General features: G+C 67.0%; 16 protein-coding genes. 12 read left to right on the top strand and 4 right to left on the bottom strand.

Annotated features, from left to right (window positions below; genetic code table 11):
* The first annotated feature begins 167 nt into the window (after positions 1-167).
* Positions 168-4,577, top strand: a complete 4,410-nt coding sequence (locus AB0B28_RS12455) for a LamG domain-containing protein (RefSeq protein ID WP_360120099.1) — start codon at positions 168-170, stop codon at positions 4,575-4,577.
* A gap of 89 nt (positions 4,578-4,666) precedes the next feature.
* Here AB0B28_RS12455 and AB0B28_RS12450 read toward each other — a convergent pair whose 3' ends face one another.
* Positions 4,667-4,930, bottom strand: a complete 264-nt coding sequence (locus AB0B28_RS12450) for a hypothetical protein (protein ID WP_360120097.1) — start codon at positions 4,928-4,930, stop codon at positions 4,667-4,669.
* Positions 4,931-5,051: 121 nt separating this feature from the next.
* On the opposite strand from AB0B28_RS12450, the gene AB0B28_RS12445 reads away from it, so the two are divergent.
* The 7 genes from AB0B28_RS12445 (at position 5,052) to AB0B28_RS12415 (ending at position 16,388) form a co-directional block, all read left to right on the top strand.
* Positions 5,052-10,568, top strand: coding sequence for an RHS repeat-associated core domain-containing protein (locus tag AB0B28_RS12445; RefSeq protein WP_360120095.1), 5,517 nt, complete (start codon positions 5,052-5,054; stop codon positions 10,566-10,568).
* Between the two features lie 171 nt (positions 10,569-10,739).
* Positions 10,740-11,006: a hypothetical protein gene (locus tag AB0B28_RS12440; protein WP_360120093.1), complete on the top strand. Its 267-nt coding sequence runs from the start codon at positions 10,740-10,742 to the stop codon at positions 11,004-11,006.
* Positions 11,007-11,229: 223 nt separating this feature from the next.
* On the top strand, positions 11,230-11,604 hold the full coding sequence (locus AB0B28_RS12435) for a hypothetical protein (protein WP_360120091.1): 375 nt from the start codon (positions 11,230-11,232) through the stop codon (positions 11,602-11,604).
* On the top strand, positions 11,595-14,075 hold the full coding sequence (gene nirB / locus AB0B28_RS12430; RefSeq protein ID WP_360120366.1) for a nitrite reductase large subunit NirB: 2,481 nt from the start codon (positions 11,595-11,597) through the stop codon (positions 14,073-14,075). Before AB0B28_RS12435 ends, nirB begins: the two co-directional genes overlap by 10 nt.
* Before the next feature lie 5 nt (positions 14,076-14,080).
* On the top strand, positions 14,081-14,437 hold the full coding sequence (nirD, locus tag AB0B28_RS12425; RefSeq protein WP_360120089.1) for a nitrite reductase small subunit NirD: 357 nt from the start codon (positions 14,081-14,083) through the stop codon (positions 14,435-14,437).
* Entirely contained in the window at positions 14,437-15,591 is a 1,155-nt protein-coding gene (locus tag AB0B28_RS12420) for a uroporphyrinogen-III synthase (RefSeq protein WP_360120087.1), read from the top strand. The genes nirD and AB0B28_RS12420 overlap by 1 nt, the downstream gene beginning before the upstream one ends.
* Positions 15,592-15,683: 92 nt before the next feature.
* A complete protein-coding gene (locus tag AB0B28_RS12415) occupies positions 15,684-16,388 on the top strand; it encodes a hypothetical protein (protein WP_360120085.1) in 705 nt (234 codons plus the stop codon).
* A 51-nt stretch (positions 16,389-16,439) separates the two neighbouring features.
* On the opposite strand, the gene AB0B28_RS12410 is transcribed toward AB0B28_RS12415, so the two are convergent.
* Positions 16,440-17,486 (bottom strand): NAD-dependent epimerase/dehydratase family protein, encoded by a 1,047-nt coding sequence (locus AB0B28_RS12410; protein ID WP_360120083.1) that lies wholly within the window; start codon positions 17,484-17,486, stop codon positions 16,440-16,442.
* Positions 17,487-17,610: 124 nt separating this feature from the next.
* On the opposite strand from AB0B28_RS12410, the gene AB0B28_RS12405 reads away from it, so the two are divergent.
* The 3 genes from AB0B28_RS12405 (at position 17,611) to AB0B28_RS12395 (ending at position 19,145) form a co-directional block, all read left to right on the top strand.
* A complete protein-coding gene (locus tag AB0B28_RS12405) occupies positions 17,611-17,853 on the top strand; it encodes a hypothetical protein (RefSeq protein ID WP_360120081.1) in 243 nt (80 codons plus the stop codon).
* Between the two features lie 82 nt (positions 17,854-17,935).
* Complete coding sequence (locus AB0B28_RS12400; protein WP_360120080.1) at positions 17,936-18,649, top strand: endonuclease V; 714 nt, start codon at positions 17,936-17,938, stop codon at positions 18,647-18,649.
* Positions 18,650-18,698: 49 nt separating this feature from the next.
* Entirely contained in the window at positions 18,699-19,145 is a 447-nt protein-coding gene (locus AB0B28_RS12395) for a hypothetical protein (protein ID WP_360120078.1), read from the top strand.
* Positions 19,146-19,235: 90 nt separating this feature from the next.
* Here the strand turns inward: AB0B28_RS12395 and AB0B28_RS12390 are convergent, their stop codons facing one another.
* Positions 19,236-19,889, bottom strand: coding sequence for an MOSC domain-containing protein (locus AB0B28_RS12390; protein WP_360120076.1), 654 nt, complete (start codon positions 19,887-19,889; stop codon positions 19,236-19,238).
* A gap of 78 nt (positions 19,890-19,967) precedes the next feature.
* Here AB0B28_RS12390 and recO point away from each other — a divergent pair, with 78 nt between their 5' ends.
* Positions 19,968-20,714 (top strand): DNA repair protein RecO, encoded by a 747-nt coding sequence (gene recO, locus AB0B28_RS12385; RefSeq protein WP_360120074.1) that lies wholly within the window; start codon positions 19,968-19,970, stop codon positions 20,712-20,714.
* Here the strand turns inward: recO and AB0B28_RS12380 are convergent.
* Complete coding sequence (locus tag AB0B28_RS12380) at positions 20,711-21,466, bottom strand: alpha/beta hydrolase (protein ID WP_360120072.1); 756 nt, start codon at positions 21,464-21,466, stop codon at positions 20,711-20,713. The two genes, recO and AB0B28_RS12380, sit on opposite strands and share 4 nt — an antisense overlap.
* Between the last annotated feature and the right edge of the window lie 537 nt (positions 21,467-22,003).

Below are 22,003 nucleotides of genomic sequence, written 5' to 3'. Positions count from 1 at the left end.
TAATCCACTTTGGCTTGTCAATGCACGGGTACGTGAATGCTGATAGCGTCTGGCTCGTTCTCAATCACAATCCGTGTCGAGACGAACCCCACACCCCTCGAAATCCACACCCCACCCCCTAACTGGAGAGCGACCCCGTGACGAGTCCCCATCCTCGCCGCCGCCTCATGCGAAGCCTGGTCTTCGGTCTGGCCTCGGTACTGGTCGGCGCGACGTTGTACGCGCCCGCGGCCACCGCCCAAGAGCCCGACGACGAATCAGGCGCCGCATGCGCGATTCCCGATGCGGGACTCCAGGAACGCGGCGAAACCGATGCCCTCGACCTCGCTTTCGAATGCGACGCCGAAGTGCTCATTCGCGAGGCCCAGGACTACACCAGCCGCTCGTTCGCGCAGCCTGACGGCTCGGTGCGGTCGGAGTTCAGCGCGGTGCCGGCATGGGTGCCCGACCGATCCGGGGAATGGATCGACGCGGACGCGAGCGTCGAAGTGGACACCGACGGCTCCCTCAAAGCGGCGGCGACCGTATCTGAGCTGGAATTCGGTGGAGAAGGCGAGACCGCCTTCGTGACCGCGACGAACGCCGCCGGAGAGCGCGTTTCCCTGAACTGGGTCGAGCCGCTTCCCGAACCCGTCGTCGACGGCACGACGGTGACCTACCCCGAAGTCCTGCCCGAAGTCGACCTGGAGGTCTACTCGGGAGTGGCCGAGTTCTCCTACGCGCTGGTGGTCAAGACCCCTGAAGCGGCGACGCACCCCGATCTGGAGTCGGTGGAACTCGGCATGGAGATCGACGGGCTGACCGTCGACCACGACCCTGAATCCGACACCGCGGTGCTGACCGACGCGTCCGGCGAGGTCGCCTTCGGCGTGGCGCAGCCGCGGATGTGGGACTCGACGGTTCCTGAAGACGATGAGCCCGTTCAGGAAGCCCCGATGTCGCTCGAAATCGACGCAGACAGCCTCACGGTCGTTCCCGACCAGGACATGCTCGCCGACCCCGAGACCCAGTTCCCCGTCTACATCGACCCGCAGTTCTCCGACGCCACCGCGGCCACCGCGGAGGTGTTCTCGCAGCGGAACGGGATCGCTTGCGGCACCGCCAACGAGCTCTGCGTCGGAGCGCAACTGTGGGAGCCGGACAACGCACTCGGATACTGGCGCTCCTCACTCCGGTTCGACGGTCTGACCGCGCTGGCCAATCGTGACATTCAAGAAGCCACAGTTCGGATCACGCAGTTGCACACGGGAGGCGCTGGAGGTGCGAAGCAGGCAGTCCGGCTCTACTCCATGGACTACTTCGCCACCTCAGGCAGCGTCAGCTGGAGCACCTTCACCGGCAAGCTCGTGTCGCTGGTGGCCACGGCCTCCATTCCGACCTCCAACACGGATGCGGACGAGAGCGACCAGCGAATCGCCTGGGAAGACACTCGAACCGCGACTCGAGTGCAGTCCCTCGTCAACGCTGGAGGAAATACGGCGACGTTCGGCATCATGTCCGGGTCCAACGCCACTCAGGAAGCCAACAAGAACTACTTCCGCAAACTCAGTGCCTCCTCAGCGACGTTGACGGTAATTCACGGGCCGCTGAAACCCACCGGAATGACCATCGACGGCGTCAACTGCTCGACCTCGGCGCCGGGGCCGACCATCAACACCCTCACTCCGAAGCTGAAGGCCAAGTCGCCCTCGGCGCTGGCGTCCGACAACCGCATCAGCTTCTACCTGTACGAGCGAAATGTGGCCCACCCGAACCACAAGCAGCAGATCGACTTCAACGACGTAGCGAAGAACGCCACACTCACCGGTGTCGTCGGTGAAGGAAAGCTCGTACGCGGTAAGACATACCGTTGGAACGCGAGGGCCTGGGACTCGGACGGCACCTCGTCCAGACACGGCGTGTTCACGAACTACTGCTACTTCACCGTCAACTCCCTGCCGAACACGCCGACGAACCTGTCCACCGAAGGCCAGGGATGCGGGACGAAGGCCGCACCCACCGTAGTGACTTCGAGGACGCCGAAATTGTCCTCGGTCCCCTCCGACCCTGACGGGGGCACCGTCTGGGCGAAATATCGCTTCTACGCCGAGACCGGTGACAACACCAAGGAATGGTCTGTCAAGACCACCAGCGGAACAGTCGCCACGACAACCGTTGCCACGGGCCAGGTCACCGCTGATGGGCTCTACAGATGGCGGGTGATCACTGACGACGCCTTCACCTCCAGCGCAGAATGGTCTCCATACTGCTGGATCAGGGTCGACACGACCGCGCCCGAACCTCCCGACGTCGTCCAGGTGACGGAGAGTCCACTGCCCGGCCAACCTGTGGCTTTCGAGCTCGTGGGCGGTTCGGATGTGAAGAGCTTCGAGTACAGCCTCGACAACGGGCCGAAGAGCACGGTCTCGGCGATGACCGGCATGGCCGGTATCTCGGTGACCCCCTCCACCAGTTCGATCGACCACTCGCTCCAGGTATGGGCGAGGGACTTCCCGGTCGGCGCGACGGGCAACGTCTCCAGCCCGACGACGCTCCTGTTCACCGTCATCGAGGCACAGCCAGCCAAGGCGGTGGGGACCTGGCGCTTCGACGGAGACTTGTTGGACGACGCTGGCGAGAACGCGCTGACGCCTGAGACAGCAAGCGTATTTGGCGTCGACTCTGAGGGACGAACTGAAGCGACAGCGGTATTTGACGGTACGATCGAAGGGTGCCTCGCAGCAGATGGGCCGCTTGTAAATACCGCCGATTCGTTCACGATTGGAGGATGGGCTCTAGTCGATCAAGCCCCCACTGACGAAATCGCCATGTTTGACATCACGGGGCAATCCAGGAACAATTTTAAGGTTGTTCTCTTCTCTTCAGGCAGGTGGGGAATCAGAACCTCGTCCACCGACTCTTCGGAATCGGTGGAGAGCTTCGCGTTGGCTCCCCAGACTTCGACGCGATACGGATCGTGGACCCACATTGCAGCTGTCTACGATGCACCGGCTCAGCGACTCCGACTCTATGTAGATGGGCAACTTGAAGCATCGAAAGCAGTAACTTACACGGCGTGGGAGGCAACGGGACTATTCTCCGTCGGATGTGCCATGTACAAGAGTGGCACTTCCTATAGTCCGTTTGCGGGATCGATCGACGAAGCAGTCGTGTTCCAGCAAGCACTCACCGGTGAGCAGATATCCGATCTCATGACGGGTCAAGGACTCCCATCTGCGTTGCAGGCCTGGTATCCACTGCGAGGCAACGGGCTTGACTACTCCGGGCGAGCAACCGAACTTACAGGGCTTCCCGCAGTTCCTGAGTGGGTGGAGGACCAACACGGCCGTGAATCGAGTGCGCTCGCGCTCGACCGCTCGTTCTGTCCTGCCTCGGGGTCGGTACCGGTACGCACCGACGATTCTTTCGCGGTATCGGCTTGGGTATGGCTTGACCCGGACGGACCGCAAGAACACAGCCGGATCTTCGAGTTCGGAGGTAGCCAATACTTCGCCGCGACGGCCAAGTACAACCCGAACGTCGCCGGTTGGGGCTTCGGTCTCACCGGAGCGGACGACCCGGCTGCGAGTTGGGCGAGCAACACTCTTCCCGATTCAGGCCAGCTCGGCATCTGGACTCACGTCACGCTAGTGGTAGACCGCGCGGAGGATTACGTAAGTCTCTATGTCGACGGAGAGTTCGCGATCGGCAGAGGCCTGGGCTCGATCACGCCATGGCGAGCGGACAAACTCATGATCGGTTGCGGTGAGACCGTCAACGAGACGGGTACCGACCAGTACCTGGACGGCGCCATCTCCGACGTCCGCGTCTGGCGAGGCGCGCTCGACGCCGACGAGGTCGCCTCGACGCACACCGAGCGGTTGGCGGCCTGGGAACTCGGAGAAGAGACCGCTGGTGCCGACGAGTGGGGCTCGAACAACCTGACCATCACCGGGACCCTCGGCACCGACTACTCATGGGAAATCGACCGGTACAACTCCTGCTACGCCGTCTATGGCCTTGCACTCGGTGGAGCGAGCTGGGCCGAGACGGCCGGGCCGGTGGTGACGACCGACGAATCGTTCACCATCACCTCTTGGGTCCGCATCGACGACCTGGACGACTTCCGCGCCGTCGTCTCGCAGACCGGTGGCGGTGGATACGGCGGATTCAAGCTCGCCTACAACCCGGCCTACGGGAACTTCCAGTTCTCCATGCCGCAACATGACGGAGAAGGAACAAAGTGGACGCGGGCGGTAGGGACGACGCCTCCTGTCGCCGAGAAGTGGTACCACCTCGCAGGCCAAGTCGATCTCGGAGCAGGCGTGATCCGCCTGTTCATCGACGGGGAATTGCAGTCCGAGGCGCCGATCGTGGACGCTCCTTGGCAGGCCACCGGACCGTTGACCATCGGTGCGGCTGAACAGTTCGGCGAGATGACGAACTTCTTCGTGGGCGGGATCGACCAGGTGCAAGCCTGGGGCGGCGTCTTGGACCGCCTTGCGATCGAGAAGCTCGCACAGGACGCGCCGAAGTTCGAACTCGACCCGAACGATGCCGACTGCGAAGGCGAAGGCGAGCCCCCAGTGGATCCTTAGCTCGCAATCGGGGCGGGGGCCGACCCTCCTGCCCCTGCCCCGATCGAACTCGCCCCTCGGACTCACTTCTCGAAAGGCCCAGCGATGCCTTACTCCCCTCCCTCCTGGACCGTGCGCGGCACGGCCGCGGCTCGCATCAGCGTGGCCTCGGCCCTGATCGCCGGAGCCGCACTGTTCGCCTTCCAAACCCCGGCCGAGGCGCAGTCCGGCAGCATGGAACCCGACTTGGGGACACCGGTGTCGACCTCCCCGGTCACCGGTTCGCAGGTGAACCTCCTCAACCAGGGCCTGGAGACCGAGTCCGGAAAGATCTCGGTGCCGTCCGCTGGAGGATCGGGCGGATCCTCGGCCACGGGAGACTGGTCCGCCACCGACCTGTCGAACGCGGGCTCGTGGGCGCAAGGCGGATCCACCGGCGGCCTCTCGTACTCCTACGGCCTCGAACTGCCCCCGGCGGAGGGGCCGGTGCCCTCAGTGGGTCTCTCGTACTCGTCCCAGGCGGTGGACGGCCACACCTCCTCGTCCAACAACCAGGCCGGAGTGATCGGCGACGGCTGGTCCTACACGCCGGGCTACATCGAACGGACCTACACCGCCTGCATGTCCGACGAGGGCGGCAACACCCCGGCCGCCACCGCCGACCGATGCTGGGACGGGAAGTCCCCGGCGGTCACCCTGGTGCTCGAAGGCGTCAACTCGGCGGTCGTCCTCGACGACGGCACTGGAAAGTGGGTCGCGACGGCCGACCCGGGCTGGAAGGTCGAACTCCTCGGCGCCCCGGCGACTGCCACGACCGCTACGAGCGAGGGCTGGCGGGTCACCACCACCGACGGCACCGTCTACACCTTCGGTGCGCGCGCCGCCGACACCGGTTCGCGCCTGACGGTGCCCGTGTTCGGCAACCACTCCAGCGAGTCCTGCTACAAGTCCGGCGACTTCGCCGGTTCGGACTGCGCGCAGGCCTATCGCTGGATGCTCGACGAGATCACCGACGTCCACGGCAACCGAGCCCGCTTCGAATGGTCGACCGAGACCGGTCACTACGGAGCCGCCGTGGACCCGGACAACCGGACCGCCTTCCACCGGGCCGCGCGGTTGACGCGTATCGACTATGGACTCCGCGTCGACGCTCCGGGAGTCCAGTCCGGCCGCGTCTCCTTCACCTACACCGACCGTTGCGAGTCGGCCTGCTACAACGCCGACAACACTCCGAAGACGAGTTCATGGCCCGAGACGCCGTGGAATGAGAACTGCCAGACGGCCCCCTGCGAAGACCTGTACTCCCCGGCGTTCTTCTCGTCCAAGCGGCTTTCGCAGATCGCGACGTCGGTGCCCGACGGCGCCGGCGGATTCACCAAGGTCGACTCGTGGCAACTGGTCCAGGAGTTCCTCGACTACGGCGACGGCGAGGACACGGTCCTCTGGCTGAAGTCGATCCAGCACACCGGCCACGTCGGCGGGACCGAGTCCACGCCGCCGGTTGAGTTCTCGGGAATCGCCTTCCCCAACCGGGTCGAGCATTCCGAAGGCACCCCTTCGATGTGGAGGACCCGCCTGACGGCGATCGTCTCTGAGACAGGCTCGGTGACCGGCGTCTGGTACTCCGAGCCGTCGTGCACCTGGAACAGCCTGCCGAACAAGGTCAACAACAGCAGGCTGTGCTACCCGGTGCTCTCCGAGGAAGGCGACACCGAGGAGTGGTTCCACAAGTACGTGGTCACCGAGGTCGCCGAATTCGACACCACCGCAGGCCAACTGCCGGTGCGCACCTACTACGACTATGCGACGAGCGGAGGCGGAACGACCCGTCTCTGGGCCTGGGACGACTCCGAATTCTCAGACGAGGATCTGCGCACGTACAACCAGTGGCGCGGCTACCCCCAGGTCACCGTCAAGTCCGGCAGTCCGAACGAGGACGAGCAGCTCACCTCCCGGACCCGCTACTACCGCGGCATGGATAGCCAACCCACGACCGCGTCCGGAACCGGCACGCTGAGCGTGACGCTCACCGATACAGAAGGAAACACGTTCAAGGACGACGAAGCGTTGACGGGCGCGGTGCTCGAGACGGCGTCCTATGACGGCTCGGCGATCATCGCCTCCACCGTTTCTCGATACTGGACGAAACTGGCCGCCGAACGCGATCACGACGGCGGCACGCTGAAGGCCTGGCTCGTCGGCGAGAGTCGCTCCGACACTCGTGAACTGCTCGCCGCCGCCACTTGGAGACGGACGAGCACGGTCACGACCTACGACGACCGTGGCCGAGCCATCACCGTTTCCGAACTCGGCGACGTCGCCCCGGGCGACGAGCGATGCAGCCGCACCTCCTATGTCGACAATCCAACGGCGCACAGGTACGACCTGGTCGCCGGTGTCGAGGTCGTCGCGGTCGATTGCGAGAGTCAGGTCGCCTACCCGGACGACCTCATCAGCGAAAGCCGGTTCTTCTACGACGGAGACACTTCGATCACCGATGTGCCTCCCGTCAGAGGCCTGCTGACGATGAACGTCGTCAGGGACGCGTACGACACTGACGACAACTGGACCACGACGATGCGCGCGAGCTACGACTCGCTCGGGCGAGTCGAATCCGTGACGGACGCCCTCGACCGCACCACCACGACCGCCTACACGCCCGCGAACGGCGGGCCCGTCGCCTCGGTGACCACCACGAACCCTCTGGGGCACACCAGCACTGTTCACGCGGACAAGACCCGTGGCCTGCCGGTGAAGACCGTCGACGCGAACGAACGCGTCACCGAGACCGTCTACGACCCGCTCGGCCGCGTCACCGCGGTGTGGGGGCCCGGCTGGTCCAAGACCGCGCACCCGGAGGTTCCCAGCGCGGCGTTCGAATACGAGGTGTCCAACACCGAGCCGTCGGCCGTGACCTCGTACAGCGTCTCCCCTTCCGGCACTGAACGTCTGAACGGCGTGGTCCTGTACGACTCGTTGCTGCGCCAAGTCCAGGCTCAGGTTCCCACCGCGAACGGCGGACGCCTGCTCTCCGGCATCGAGTACGACACGCGTGGCATGACTTCCTGGTCCTCGGGCCCGAACTGGGACTCCGCGACCGAACCGGGTGCGGATCTCGTGTACGTCTCGCAGGGCGAAGACCAGGCGAGGACGTTCTACACGTACGACGGCGCCGGGCGCGTGGTGCTCGAAGAGTTCATGTCCCATCAGGAGATCCTGTACTCCACCGCGACCACCTACGGTGGTTCGAGCGAGGGCTGGATGGTCAGCGTCAATCCGCCGGAAGGGGCGACGCCGACTGCCACGATCACCAACGCCCGTGGCGAACTGATCGAGAAGCGGGACTTCCACGGCGACGGCCCGACCGGGACCTTCGACGCGACCGTCTACGAGTACGACAACCGAGGAAACCTCGCGAAGGTCACGGACCCGGCTCTGAACGAGTGGTCCTATGAGTACGACCTGCGTGGAAGGCAGATCAGCGCTACCGACCCCGACACCGGGCTCACCACGGCCACGTACGACGATGCCGGTCAGCTCGTCTCGACCACCGATGCGCGAAACCAGACGTTGACGACCACCTATGACGCGCTCGGGCGCAGGTACAACCTCTACTCCGGCGAAGGCGACACGAAGACGCAACTCAACTCCTGGCGGTACGACTCCGTGGCCGGCGGGAAGGGCCTGCCGTACCTGTCCGTCTCGTACGTAGGCGGCATTGCGGTGACCACCCAGGTTCGCAAGTACGACTCGGCCGGCAGGCCCACCTCGATCACTCAGTGGGTCCCGCAGATCGAGGGCCTCGAATCGCTTCAGGGCTCCTACAACATCCAGCAGTTCTACCTGCCCGACGGGTCGGTCTCGAACATCAACCTGCCGCAGGTTTCCGGCCTGCCGGGGGAGTCGGTGGTCTACGACTACAACGACCTCGGACAGGTCACGAGGGTCTTCGGTGACCCCGACAACTCGGTCGAGGTCACCGACTATGTCTCGGAGGCCACGTACACCGCGTTCGGTGAACTGGCGCAACGAGTCCTCGGTAGCAAGGCTGGGGAGAAGGTCTACCAGACCTGGACCTACCAGGACGGCACCCGTCGCACCGATCAGCACTGGCTCTCGCGTGACTCGGTCTCGAGTCCGGGCGTCGCGAAGCTGAAGTACGAATACAACGAGGCCGGGGGTATCACCTCGATCGTGGACGGCGTCACCGATTCGCCGAGTGAGCCTGAGCGGCAGTGCTTCGTGTACGACTACTTGCAGCGGCTCACGGAGGCCTGGGCGCAGGCCGGTACCGGAGATTGCGAGAACGTAGAGGACCTCGATGGTGCCGACATCGGCGGGCTGGGGGCGTACTGGACCAGCTATGAGTACGACGTGACCGGCAACCGCACCGCGGTCACCGACCACCACCTCGCGAGCGGCACCAGCACGACGTCGACTTACGCGTACACCGATTCCGAAGCGCACCTGGTCGACACGGTCACTACCGCGACGAGCGAGAACAGCTACGACTGGGACGCTTCCGGCAACCTCACCGAGCGGACAATCGACGGGAAGACCGAGACCCTGGACTGGAACCCTCAGGGCAAGTTGGCGTCGATCACCTCGGAAGACGAGGGCACCACGACGATGATCTACGACGGCGAGAACAACCGCCTCGCGCGGATCGACGCCGACGGCACGCAGAACCTGTTCGTCGCGGGCCACGAGATCGTGGTCGACCCGCAAGGGGTCGTGCACGCGACCAGGACCTACAGCCACAATGGGGAGATGGTCGCGACTCGCTCCACCGACTCTGGCCTCACCTGGATCGGCACCACCCACCAGGGCACCGCCGCCTGGGCCATCAGCGCAGCCACCCTCGTCCTCACCTACCGCCGCCAAGACCCCTTCGGCAACGACCGAGGAGCGGCAGCGAACTGGACGGCAACTCAACAAGGCTTCCACACCGGAACCGAAGACCCCACCGGTCTCATCTCAATGGGAGCCCGCTTCTACGACCCGACTACTGGCAGGTTCATCTCAAGAGACCCAATCCAAGCCTTCACCGACAGCCAACAAATCAACGGCTACAGCTACTCCAACAACAACCCAATAAACATGTCCGACCCCACCGGGCTCTGGTCCTGCATTGATGGAGACTGCTCCTACCACAACAACGACGGCAGTCTCAAGAACAAGGACCAATGCAAGAAGACCGGCTGCGGAACCGGCCAATGTACAAAAGGCTCATGTGGGTCTAAAAATAGAAATAATGGCTGTCATGGTCCTGACATTAGGTCCAAGTGTGGACCGAAATCGGAGAGTAATTGCGGATGTATTGTCACTGATTACGGAGATGGGAACATTCTCATCCAAGACGGAAGTGCGGCCATCTTCAATGGTCTCGATATCACAAATCTCGGCAGCCTGGATGAGATAATTCCGGCAATCATGGATATTATGTCTGAGATGAATCTATCTGGATTCTGGGGTACAGCGGTTGCTATCGATCAGGTATGTGGACGTGAAGGTGGCGATAAGTTTAGATGCCAGTGGGTTCAGAATAACCGCGAGATTGTAAACATCGCTTACTGTGCGGCTCTTAAAGAGGCTTGCGGGGATCACACTTCTATTCAAAATGAGGATGGATCATCTGATCTAATCACTTACGGTGAACTCCATGCTGAACTGATCTCAGCCGAAGAAGGGGCGGGACTTAGTGGTACAGATGGTAGTGCTGCCCTGGTTGCAATGCTTGGTATGGGTACGGCTGCCTTTATGTGTGGCATCCGAGGTGCTTTCATGTGTGTTATCGGTACTGTCACCGGGATAGGTGCGACTTCGATGGTTGACTGCTCCCCGGAGTTTGGCGGTAACCGCTTCTCGTCCGGTTGTGGAAGGACTATGGTAATCAGTATCGCTGGCACTATTGGAACTGCGCTTGGAGTGAAAGGCTCGAAGGCATTGAATGCATGGCTGGCCAAGCAGCCGCCAAAATGGGGAAATGATAACCAGAATGACTTCAAATAGAGTGATTTTAGGTATGATGTCGAAACATATCAGACAGCGCTGGGTATCAATTTGATGGTGACGCAGGTTCGGGGTTCTTGGTGGTGGGTTCTTGGACTTCAGGTGCTTGCCGTCTTGGGGTCGTATGGCGTTATCCGGGGTGTTGTTCCGATGCAGTCGGTAGGGGCCGCCTTGGTGGTGCTCGTGGGTTTTCATGTCGCGGTGTTCGCGGGGATGGTTCGTGGGTGGCGGCCGTATTCTCGGGTCGCTCGGTTGCCGCTCGACCTCGCCATCGTCGGCATGGGGGCCTCGTTGGGGTTTGCCATCTTCTTGACCGGTGATAGCGGCGGCACCTCGATCGCGGAAGTCCTGCCGGTCCTGGGCCTGGGGCTTGCTCTTTTCGGCCATGTCGGTGTCCTCATCCTGCGCTCTCGGCAAGCGGCGAGGTTACGCCGCTGACCGTGTGCGGTGGGCTGTCGAACTGGGGGCTGCTTGCTGTGCGGAGTACTTAGCACGGGGGAAACATGGGGCGTTCGTGGGTGAAACAGGTGGGGGTGAGGGTAGGGGGCAGTCGGGGATGGACATCGTGGTCGCCGCGACAGCGCGGCGTGGGTCGGGGGAGTTAGGCACTCTCGGGGACGGCGCGTGTACGCAGTCAGTCCAGCACCGGGAGGTCCAGCGCGTGAACATCGTGATCGTCCGATACGGCATGGCCGGAGCCCAGAAGCTCGGGCGGCGCGCCGTCGAGGTCACGGTCTCCGGGCGCGAACGCGAGGCCGCTTACCATCGCATCTTTCTCTCCCGCGTGATCTCCGCCAAGCAGTCAGAAGCAGAGATCGCTCTCCCCAAACCCGGTCCGGACCCGATGGTCGGCCGGGTGCAGCTTTTCGACACCAGGGTTTTCGGCGGGGTTCGCACTCTTGAGGCCTTTTCGGAGTTCATTCGGGCTGCCACGGGCGTGGTTGGGAGCTGCACATGGCTGAACAGCGGTGTTGCTGGTGTTTGCCGGACTGCTGGGTGTGTCGGTGGTGCTCTTATGAACGAGGTATCCGCATGAAGCGATTGGTTGTTGTCGGCGACGGGATGGTCGGGCGGCGGTTCTTGGAGGCGGTTGTTCAGCGTGATCCGTCTTGGGCGGTCACGGTGCTGTGCGAGGAGCCGCGGGCGGCGTATGACCGGGTGCGGCTTTCGGCGTTCTTCGACGGGGTCAGTGCCGAGGAGCTTTCGCTCGCTTCGGATCTCGACAACGTGGAGGTCCGGCTCGGCGAGGCCGCCACTTCGATCGACCGCGACGCCAAGATCGTCCGTTCGGCCACCGGCGAGTACGCCTACGACAAGCTCGTGCTCGCCACGGGTTCGGCTCCGTTCGTGCCCCCGATGGAGGGCGCCGACCTCGACGGCGTGTTCGTCTACCGCACCCTCGACGACCTGGAGGCCATCAAGGCCCACGCCGAGGGCCGGCGCCACGGCGTGGTCGTCGGCGGCGGCCTGCTCGGGCTCGAAGCGGCCAACGCGCTGCGCCTCCTCGGCCTCCAGACGCAGATCGTGGAGTTCGCGCCGTGGCTCATGGCCCGCCAGCTCGACGAGGCCGGCGGCGGGATCCTCAAGCAGCACATCGAGAAACTCGGCATCGCCGTCGACTGCGCCACCGGCGGCTCCCGCATCGAAGCTGTCGACGGCCGCCTGCGCATGGAGACCAACCGCGAGGGCCTGGCCTACGACACCGACCTGGTGATCTTTGCCGCCGGGGTCCGCCCCCGCGACCAGCTCGCCCGCGACTGCGGCATCGAGGTCGGCGAAAGAGGCGGCATCGTCACCGACCTCGCCTGCCGCACTTCCGATCCCGACGTGTACGCGATCGGTGAGGTCGCCGCGATGGAAGGCGTCTGCTACGGCCTGGTGGCCCCCGGCTACTCGATGGCCGAGGTCGCGGCCGACCGTCTCGCGGGCGGCGAGGCCACCTTCCCCGGCGCCGACCTCTCCACCAAACTCAAGCTCCTCGGCGTGGACGTGGCCCAGTTCGGCGCGTTCGACGGCCCGCTGGCCACCACCTATCTCGACCCGGCAGGCGGCACCTACGCGAAGCTGATCCTCTCCGACGACGCCTCGACCCTCCTGGGCGGCATGCTCGTCGGCAACGCCGAACCCTACCCGCTGCTGCGCGCCAGCGTGGGTGGGAAGGTCCCCGGCGCCCTGGCCGACCTGCTCTCCTCGGGCGAGGTCGAAGGCACGCTCCCCGAAGCGGCCCAGGTGTGCTCGTGCAACGCGGTCACCAAGGGCCAGATCATGGGTGCGATCAGCGAAGGCTGCTGCGACGTGGCCGAGATCAAGGCCTGCACGAAGGCCGGGACGTCGTGCGGCTCGTGCGTCCCGATGCTCAAGCAGCTCCTCGCCGAAGGCGGCGTCGAGGTCTCCAAGGCCGTGTGCGAGCACTTCACCCAATCCCGCGCCGAGCTGTTCGACATCGTCAAGGTCACCGGCATCGCCACGTTCTCCGAGCTCATCAGTCGCTACGGGACCGGCTCGGGCTGCGACCTGTGCAAGCCCACGGTCGCCTCGATCCTCGCGAGCCTGTCCAACGGACACATCCTCGAAGGCGAGCAGGCCGCGCTCCAGGACACCAACGACCACTTCCTGGCCAACATGCAGCGCAACGGCACCTACTCGGTGGTCCCGCGCATCCCCGGCGGCGAGATCACTCCCGACAAGCTCATCGTGATCGGCCAGGTGGCCAAGGACTTCGACCTGTACACCAAGATCACCGGCGGCCAGCGCATCGACATGTTCGGCGCCCGCGTCGAAGACCTGCCGAAGATCTGGCGGCGCCTGGTGGACGCCGGGTTCGAGTCGGGCCACGCCTACGGGAAGGCGCTGCGCACCGTCAAGTCCTGCGTGGGCACCGACTGGTGCCGCTACGGGGTGCAGGACTCGGTGAAGATGGCGATCGACCTGGAGCTGCGCTACCGGGGCCTGCGCAGCCCGCACAAGCTCAAGTCCGCGGTCTCCGGCTGCGCCCGCGAGTGCGCCGAGGCCCGCGGCAAGGACTTCGGGGTGATCGCCACCGAGGACGGCTGGAACCTCTACGTGGGCGGCAACGGTGGCTTCACGCCGCGCCACGCCGACCTCCTGGTCTCCGACGTGGACTCCGAGACGCTGGTGCGCACCATCGACCGGTTCCTGATGTTCTACATCTCCACCGCCGACCGCCTCCAGCGCACCTCCAAATGGGTCGAGGGCCTCGAAGGCGGCCTCGACTACCTGCGCGAGGTCGTCGTCGACGACCGGCTCGGGATCGGCGCGGAACTGGACGCGCTCATGGCCAAGCACGTCGAGCACTACGCCGACGAGTGGAAGGGCGTCATCGACGACCCCGAGAAGCTCCAGCGGTTCGTGTCCTTCGTGAACGCCCCCGACACCCCCGACCCGTCCATCGAGTTCGAGACCGTCCGGGGCCAGAAGTTCCCGGCCGGGTCCACCGACCGGTCGCACTCCCGTCCGGTGCTGCTCGGCACTCCCGAAAGGAAGTAAGCCCCATGACCGAACCTCTCTTCACTGGGATCTGCGCGTTCGACCGGCTCATCCCCGGCCGCGGGGTCGCCGCGCTGCTCGCGGACGGCTCGCAGGTGGCGGTGTTCCGCCTGGCCGACGACAGCCTCTACGCGGTGTCCAACCGCGACCCGTTCTCGGGCGCGAACGTGATCAGCCGGGGCCTGACCGGCGACAGGGGCGGCGAACCGGTCGTGATGAGCCCCTTGCTCAAGCAGGCGTTCTCGCTCAAGACCGGGGCCTGCCTGGACGACGCGGCCGCGTCCTTGGCGGTGTACGCAGTGGAGGTCGAAGCCGGGGAGGTCCGCGTCGCCGCCCTCGCCGAGGCGAAGGCGGCGGCCTGATGGCGGGCGCGCAGGCCCCGCCGCGCGAGGCCGAGACCCGAACCGCCCTCGCGCCGCTGACCGGCTACACGGTGGCCGTGACCGCGCAGCGCCGCGCCGACGAGCTGGCGGCGCTGCTGGAGCGCCGCGGCGCGCGCACGATCGTGGCCCCCACCTTGCGGATCGTGCCGCTGCCCGACGACGAGGCCCTGCGCGCGGCCACAGTGGAGCTCATCCGCGAGGCCCCCGACATCGTGGTCGCCACCACCGGGATCGGGTTCCGCGGCTGGCTGGAGGCCGCCGAAGGCTGGGGCATGGGCGAGGACCTGCTCCGCGTCTGCGCCGCCTCGCGCATCCTGTGCCGCGGCCCCAAAGCTTTGGGCGCGGTGCGCGCGGCAGGGCTGGTCGAGGAGTGGACCGCGCCGAGCGAGACCGGAGACGAGGTCGTCGAGTACCTCAGGGCCCGTGGCGTGTCGGGCCGGCGGGTCGCGATCCAGCTGCACGGCGACCCGGCCGAGGACTTCATCCGCACCGTCCGCGACGGCGGCGGCGCGGCGGTCCCCGTCCCGGTCTACCGCTGGACCCTGCCCACCGACATCACCCCGGTGCAGCGCCTGGTGGACGCCATCTGCGCCAGGCGGATCGACGCGGTCACGTTCACCTCGGCCCCGGCCGCCAACGCGCTCATGCGAATCGCGGGCGACCAGGCCGCCGACATGCTGGAGGCCTTCCGCGCCTCGGCCGAGGACAACGGCGTCCTCCCCGTCGCGGTCGGCCCGGTGACCGCGGCCCCGCTCTCGCGCCTGGGCGTGGGCACGGTCCAGCCGCAGAGGGCCCGACTCGGCGCCCTGGTCCGCACCGTCGCCTCCGCGCTGCCGAAGCGCTCGAGGCGGCTCATGCTGGCCACCGGGCACCGGATCGAGTTGCGCGGCCACATGGTCCTGCTCGACGACGAGCCGTTCCAATTGCCGCCGGCCCCGATGGCGGTGATCCGGGCGCTCGCGAGTGCGAACGGAAAAGTGCTGTCGCGGGCCGAACTGCTCGGGCACCTTCCCCGCGGCGCGGACGGCCACGCTGTGGAGATGGCCGTGACACGCCTGCGCGACGCGGTGCGGCTGCGGTCCTGTGTGGAAACAGTGATCAAACGCGGATATCGGTTGAACCTGGAAGTGTGAACGGGCGACCGGTGGCGGGGGCGGCACGGACTCCGTACGATGAGTGGTCCTGAGACCGAACCGATAATTGAACGCCAGAATCGGAGGCCGCCATGGCGTACCCGCCAGCGCCGCAGTATCCCCAGCAGCCCGCTCCGGGGCCGAAGGTCCGGCCGACCTCGGTCACGGCCGTGGTGTGGACCCAGTTCCTCACGGCCGCGCTGCTCGTGGTCACCGCCATCGCCATGTTCGCGGTCCAGTCCGCGGTCAAGGACACGGTCACCGCGGAGATCCAGAAGGACCCGGCGCTCGCCGACGCGGGCGTCACCGCCAGCGACGTCAGCAGCCTGATCACGATCATGTTCGCGGCGATCGCGGCCGTCTACCTGGTGTTCGCCGTCTTCTACCTGGTGCTCGGCCTGCTCAACAACCGCGGCAACCGGCCCAGCCGCATCCTCTCGTGGATCCTCTCGGGCATCGGCCTGCTGTGCTGCGGCATGTTCGGCCTGATCGGGAAGATCGGCGAGACCACGTACTCGGTCAACGAGACCGAGTACCAGGACGAGATGACGAAGGCCGTCGAGGCGGCCACGCCGTCGTGGGTCAACGCCTTGGACTGGGTCACGCTGCTCATGTTCGTGGTGGGTTCGCTGATCATCATCATCCTGCTGGCCGTCCCGGCCTCGAACGAGTTCTTCCGCAAGGGGGACCCGGCGATGGGCCCGTACCCGGGCCAGCCCCCGTACCCGGGCCAGCCCGGCCAGCCGCCGTACGGCCAGCAGCCCCCGCAGCCGCCCCAGCCGCCGTACCAGCAGTAGCAATGCCGACCAGCGGCCCCGCCTTCTTGATGCGGGGCCGCTGTCGTGTTCCTACGCTTCGGCTTGCGGCACTGCGAACCTGCGCGTCCGGTCGTGCCAGGCTCCCAGGACCGCGCCCTCCTTCTCGCGAGTGATGCCCGCGATCAACTGCGGCGCTTCGGTATTGGCCTCCCACCAGCGCTTGATCGTGTCGGCCAGCGGCGAGAGCCGCAGGCCCGCGGCGACGGCCGGAGCCGAAGGGCGAGCGCCGAACCCGTCGTACTCGGGGGAAGGCACCCACAGGCCCAGCGACTGCGGCCCGGCCCAGTGGTTCACGCCGTGCTTGGACACGAACTCCTGCTCGACCCAAGTGAGCGAGGGCCGCTCGGCGATGATCCCGGCGCCCGCGAGCGCGTCCGCGATCCCTTCGAGGAAGGCGCCCATGCCGACCGGTTCGCCGATCACGTCGAACGTCCCGCTCAGCCCGGCCTCGGCCGCGTCCAACAGCCAAGCGGCGTAGTCGGCCACGTCGATCCACTGCACCGGCCGCTCCGGGTCGCCCGGCGCGAGCACCTCGCCGCCCTCGGCCAGGCGCAGCGGCCAGTACCCGAGTCGGTCGTTCGGGTCCCCGGGGCCGACGATGAGCCCGGGCCGGGAGACCAGCGCCCGGTCCCCGAGCCGCTCGCGCACCAGGTTCTCGCACGCGACCTTGCTGGCCCCGTACCGCTCCAGCGCGGGGTCGACCGAGTCTGGCGCGGTGGGCTCGTGGAGCTCGTCGCTGACCACGTCGTGCCTGGCGTACGCCGAGATCGAGGACACGAACGACCAGTGCCCCGCGCCCTCGGCCAGCGCGTCGAGCACCGGACCCACCAGCCCCGGCAGCCGCGCCACGTCGAACACCGCGTCGAACTCCCTGCCGCGCAACGCGTCCACACCGCCCGCCTCGGCCCGGTCGATACGCACGAACTCGACGCCCTCGGGCGCGGCACCACTCGTGCCGCGGGCGGCGACGGTGACCTCGTGGCCGCGCTCGGCGGCCAGGCGCGCGATCTCCCGGGACAGGTAGACGGTCCCGCCGAGCACGAGGACCCGCTTGCGTTGCACGTTGCTGTCAGTCATCCCCCGAGCATGGGCCCCGCACCGGCCCGGCGCAAGCCCTTCCACTCTCAGCGGATCCGCTCTGGGCAGAGCCGCCGTCGCACCCGCGGCATATGGTGGACCAGCACGCGACAGGGAGGCCGCCATGACCGACGACGCCTTCGAAGGCGACTTCAGCGACGCGTTCTTCGCCTCGCTCGAAGCCGGACCCGACACCCCGGTCGAGGACCAGACCGGATTCGAACTCGACTTCGACGCCGAAGACCTCACCGACGACTTCGAGGGCACCGAAGCGCTCAACTACGAAGCCGAGAACGACGGCAGCTTCGAGACCGACGCCGACGAAGCCGACTTCCCGCCCTTCGGCGATGCGCCCGACGTCGACTGACAACCCTTGCGCCGCAACGAGACCTGGTAGCGGGCCCGCACCGGGACCCCGCAATCCCGCATTCGGCGGTTAGGCTTTCGACGTGAGCGAAACCTCGAGGTCCCGCGCGGCGTACGCCCGGCTGCCGCGCGACGAGGCCGAAGCGGTCGCCATCCAGACCGAACTGGCCGGGTGCGTGGTCGCCGCCGATGACGACCGGCCCATCGCCACCGTCGCGGGCCTCGACATCGCCTACGACAAGTACGGCCGGACCGCCATCGCCACCGCGGTCGTCCTGCGCCGCAGCGACCTCGCTGTCCTCGACCGCTCCATCGTGCGCGGCGTCTCCGACTTTCCCTACGTCCCCGGGCTCCTCGCCTTCCGCGAACTCCCGCTCCTCCTCGAAGCCGTCGCCGCCCTCAAGACCACCCCCGACCTCTACGTCTGCGACGGCTACGGACTCACCCACCCGCGCCGATTCGGCCTCGCCTGCCACCTCGGCGTCGTGCTCGACGCGCCCGCGATCGGCGTCGCCAAGAACCCGCCCCACCTGCCGGTCACCGCGCCCGGCCCCGGCCGCGGCGACTGGACGCCCATCACCGCGGGGGAGGAGACCGTCGGCTGCGCACTGCGCACACAGGACGGTGTCAAACCCGTCTACGTCTCGGTCGGCCACCGCTGCACCCTCGCCACCGCAAGGGAACTCGTGCTCGGCCTCGCCCCCGACTTCCGCCTCCCCGAACCGATCCGCGCCGCCGACCAGTTGGGCCGCAACCGACTCGCCGCCTGCGGTAAGGCTGACCCCACCATCACCTGACGCGCTGGCGGGATGGATCCGGGCCCCCGATCGCCATAACGTTGACGGCATGAAAACTCCGGAAACCGTCAAGCACGCCGCGCTCCTGTGGGTCCTGGCCGTCGTGGCCGGCATGTTCGAGACCCTGCTGGCCGTCACCGAGATCGCCTCCGAATCCGGGCTCGACACCGGCACCTGGATCAACCTGGGCGTCCGCTCGGTGATCTACATCGGCGCACTCGTGCTCGTGGCCCTGTTCGCCGGCGGCCGCCGCTGGGCCCGGGCGGCGCTGGCCGTGCTGCTGTCGGTCATCGGCCTGGCCGCGATGGTCGTGCCCAGCGCGATGGGGATCTACGACGGCGAATCCCTCATCGAGGCCGTGGGCGGCGACGGCCGCTTCGCGATGGCGTTCTTCGTGACCCGCCTCGCCCACATCGCCGCGGTGCTCCTGGCGACCGCGCTCATGTTCTCCAGGCCCGCGAACCGCCACTTCGCCCGCCAGGCGGTCGCGGCCTGAGTCCGCCCCACATAGACGAGGGCGCCCCGACCGCAGGAGGGTCGGGGCGCCCTTTCGCATATCCTATAGGATATATGCTATAGGATTCGCCTACTCGCCCAGGCGGTCCCGCAGGAACGCCGCGTCGGACTCGGTCAGCTCCGGGGTCGCCAGGATCCGCGGGATCAGGTCGCGCTCGCCCATCGCGGCCCGGAAGAACATCGCCACGCTCACGTCGTGCTCGGGCCGGTGCACGACCTCCAGCTCCGCGCCCGCCTCCACGTGCCCGGGCGAGACGACCGCCAGGTACGGGCCCGGCCGCGCCTCCTTGGTGAAGGTCTTGAGCCAGCCGCGCTCGTCGATCCAGCCCCGGAAGGTGCCGCACGGAACCCGCGGCGCGGTCACCTGGAGCACCAGGCCGCCCGGGCCCGCCCAGCGCTCGCCGACCCGCGCGTCGTTCACGTCGTACCCCGAAACCGTCAAGTTCTCCCCGAACGAACCCGGCCAGAACTCACGGCCGATCAACGTATGGAACTGCGCATAATCTTCTTGTGCGTATACGTATACGGCTTGATCAGGGCCGCCGTGATGCCGCCCGTCGCCCACGCGGTCGCCGGCCAGCCCCACCGAGCAGTCGCCCTTCGGCCCCGGCTCGGTCACCGCGACCGGCCCTTCGACCGGGCGCTTGTCGATATAGGTCAGGCCGCCTTCGGCCTTCCAAGGATTCTCGCGAGGACGGCCCACGTTCACAGAAACGATCTTCACAAGCGGAGACTAGCCAGCCCCGCACCCCGCGACAACCGGATTAGGCCCGCCGTCGCACCCCCGGGCTAGGCTTGCCGCGTGGGGGTTGGCACTCGGAAGCTGTTCCGCGACGACGCGGTGGTCCTGCGCACCTTCAAACTCGGCGAAGCCGACGCGATCGTGTCGCTCCTGGGCCGCACCCGCGGTCGCTACCGCGCCATGGCCAAGGGCCTGCGCCGCACCTCCTCCAAATTCGGCGCCCGCCTCGCCCCGTTCAGCCACGTCGACCTCCAGCTCATCGAGGGCCGCTCCGAACTCCACACCGTCACCCAGGCCGTCGGCCTGCACCTGTGCGGCGGCGAGATCAGCGCCGACTGGCCCACCTACACCGCCGCGTGCGTCATCGCCGAGGCCGCCGAACGGCTCGTCCCCGAAGACCACCAGCCCGACCTCGACGTCTTCCAATTGACGCTCGGCGCGTTCCGGGCCCTCGCCGAGACCGACCTCCCGCCGCTACTGGTCATGGACTCGTACCTGCTGCGCGGCATGAAGTCCGCGGGCTGGGCGCCCTCGCTCGGGCTGTGCGCGGTGTGCGGCGCGGACGGGGCGCACCGGGCGTTCGCGGTCGCGGCGGGCGGCGCGGTCTGCTCGGACTGCCGCCCCGGCGGCGCGACCGTGCCGACCCCGGCCTCGATCGAACTCATGCGGGCCTTGGAATCGGGGGACTGGCCGAACGCGACGGCCGCCGACGGCCGCCAGCGCTCAGAGGCCGCGGGCCTGATCGCCGCGCATTTCCAATGGCATTCCGAGCGCCCGCTGAAGACCCTGAAGTACGTGCCGCACTAGGCGTGCCGCACCGTGAACTCCACTGTGGTCTCCAGGAGTCGCTCGCGGGCCGGGACGGTCTCGAACGCGTGCCCCACGCCGTCGAAGCGGTGCGCCTCGAACCGGTCGCCGTAGACCTCCAGGTAGCGGTCGCGCACGATGCCGGGGACGAGCGGGTCCTCGGTGCCGCTCGCGAAGAGCACCGGCCCGGCGTAGGCGGCCGCGTCGGCGAACGCGTCGATGCCGAAACCGTCCTCGATGCACTTGCGGTGCACCGGGACGCCGCCGTGGTCGCGGAAGCCGCGCTGGCGGATCTCGTCCCAGGTCGGCTCGTCGGCGGGGCCGGTGGCGGCGAGGGCGAGGGCGGGCGGGGCCCACATCGCGAGGGACTGGACCGCGCATTTGGCGGCGGCGAGGGAGGCGGCGATCGCGCCGAGGCTCATGCCGACCAGCGAGACGCGGCGCGCGGCGAGCGCGGAGTGGCGCGAGAGCTGGTCGACGACGGCGAGGACCTGGTCGACCTGGTCGGAGACGGTCAGGTCGGCGATGTCGCCGTCGGATTCGCCGCACCCGGCGAAGTCGAACCGCACGGCCGCGAGGCCGCGCGCGGCGAGGCGGCGCGAGAGGTGGACGAAGACGTTGCCGAACTCCATGCGGTTGCCGCCGAAACCGTGGCACAGGACCACGGCCGGAACGGGTTCGCGGTGCGGCTGGGGGAGGTGGAGGACACCGCGAAGGGTGCGGCCATCGTGCTCGACATTGAGAGGTTCCACGCGCCGAACGTAACAGAGCCCACACCGAGACGCCAGGCGGAAACGACGGGGCCGATAGGTGAGGGGAAGTCGGATTCGCAGCCGCCCCCGGTTTCCACGATCCCTGCGGGGTATGACAATTCCGGCGGCCGGAGGCGAGAAGGCGACTGTGAACTCGCCCGCATCGGGCGGAAGGCGAACGGGCCGTGCAGGGTCCGACCCCCGCGGTCGGGCGTGTCGCGACGCAAACGCCCCCGGTTGCAATGATCCCGCGAGGCACCGACACTCCCTCGCCCGCGAGTGTCGCTCGCTTCTCGGCGATGTCGTACCTTCGCGCGATCATTGCAACCGGGGGCAGTCGAGTTAGGACACGCCCGACCGCAGGGGTCGACACACGCGCCCGGGCGTGTCGCGACGCAGTCGCCCCCGAATCAATCATCGCGCGAGGCACCGACAATCCCTCGCTGCCGCCTGCCGCCTGCCGCCTGCCGCCTGCCGCCTGCCGCCTGCCGCCTGCCGCCTGCCGCCTGCCGCCTGCCGCCTGCCGCCTGCCGCCTG

It is taken from the genome of Glycomyces sp. NPDC046736 (assembly GCF_040645615.1).
Lineage (GTDB): Bacteria > Actinomycetota > Actinomycetes > Mycobacteriales > Micromonosporaceae > Glycomyces.
This window is presented reverse-complemented; position numbering and strand designations above follow the sequence as displayed.

Coding starts and splice junctions, on each gene's coding strand:
- AB0B28_RS12455 (WP_360120099.1), top strand. CDS start 168: ATGCGAAGCCTGGTCTTCGGTCTGGCCTCGGTACTGGTCGGCGCGACG.
- nirD (WP_360120089.1), top strand. CDS start 14,081: ATGACCGAACCTCTCTTCACTGGGATCTGCGCGTTCGACCGGCTCATC.
- AB0B28_RS12420 (WP_360120087.1), top strand. CDS start 14,437: ATGGCGGGCGCGCAGGCCCCGCCGCGCGAGGCCGAGACCCGAACCGCC.
- AB0B28_RS12415 (WP_360120085.1), top strand. CDS start 15,684: ATGGCGTACCCGCCAGCGCCGCAGTATCCCCAGCAGCCCGCTCCGGGG.
- AB0B28_RS12410 (WP_360120083.1), bottom strand. CDS start 17,486: ATGACTGACAGCAACGTGCAACGCAAGCGGGTCCTCGTGCTCGGCGGG.
- AB0B28_RS12405 (WP_360120081.1), top strand. CDS start 17,611: ATGACCGACGACGCCTTCGAAGGCGACTTCAGCGACGCGTTCTTCGCC.
- AB0B28_RS12395 (WP_360120078.1), top strand. CDS start 18,699: ATGAAAACTCCGGAAACCGTCAAGCACGCCGCGCTCCTGTGGGTCCTG.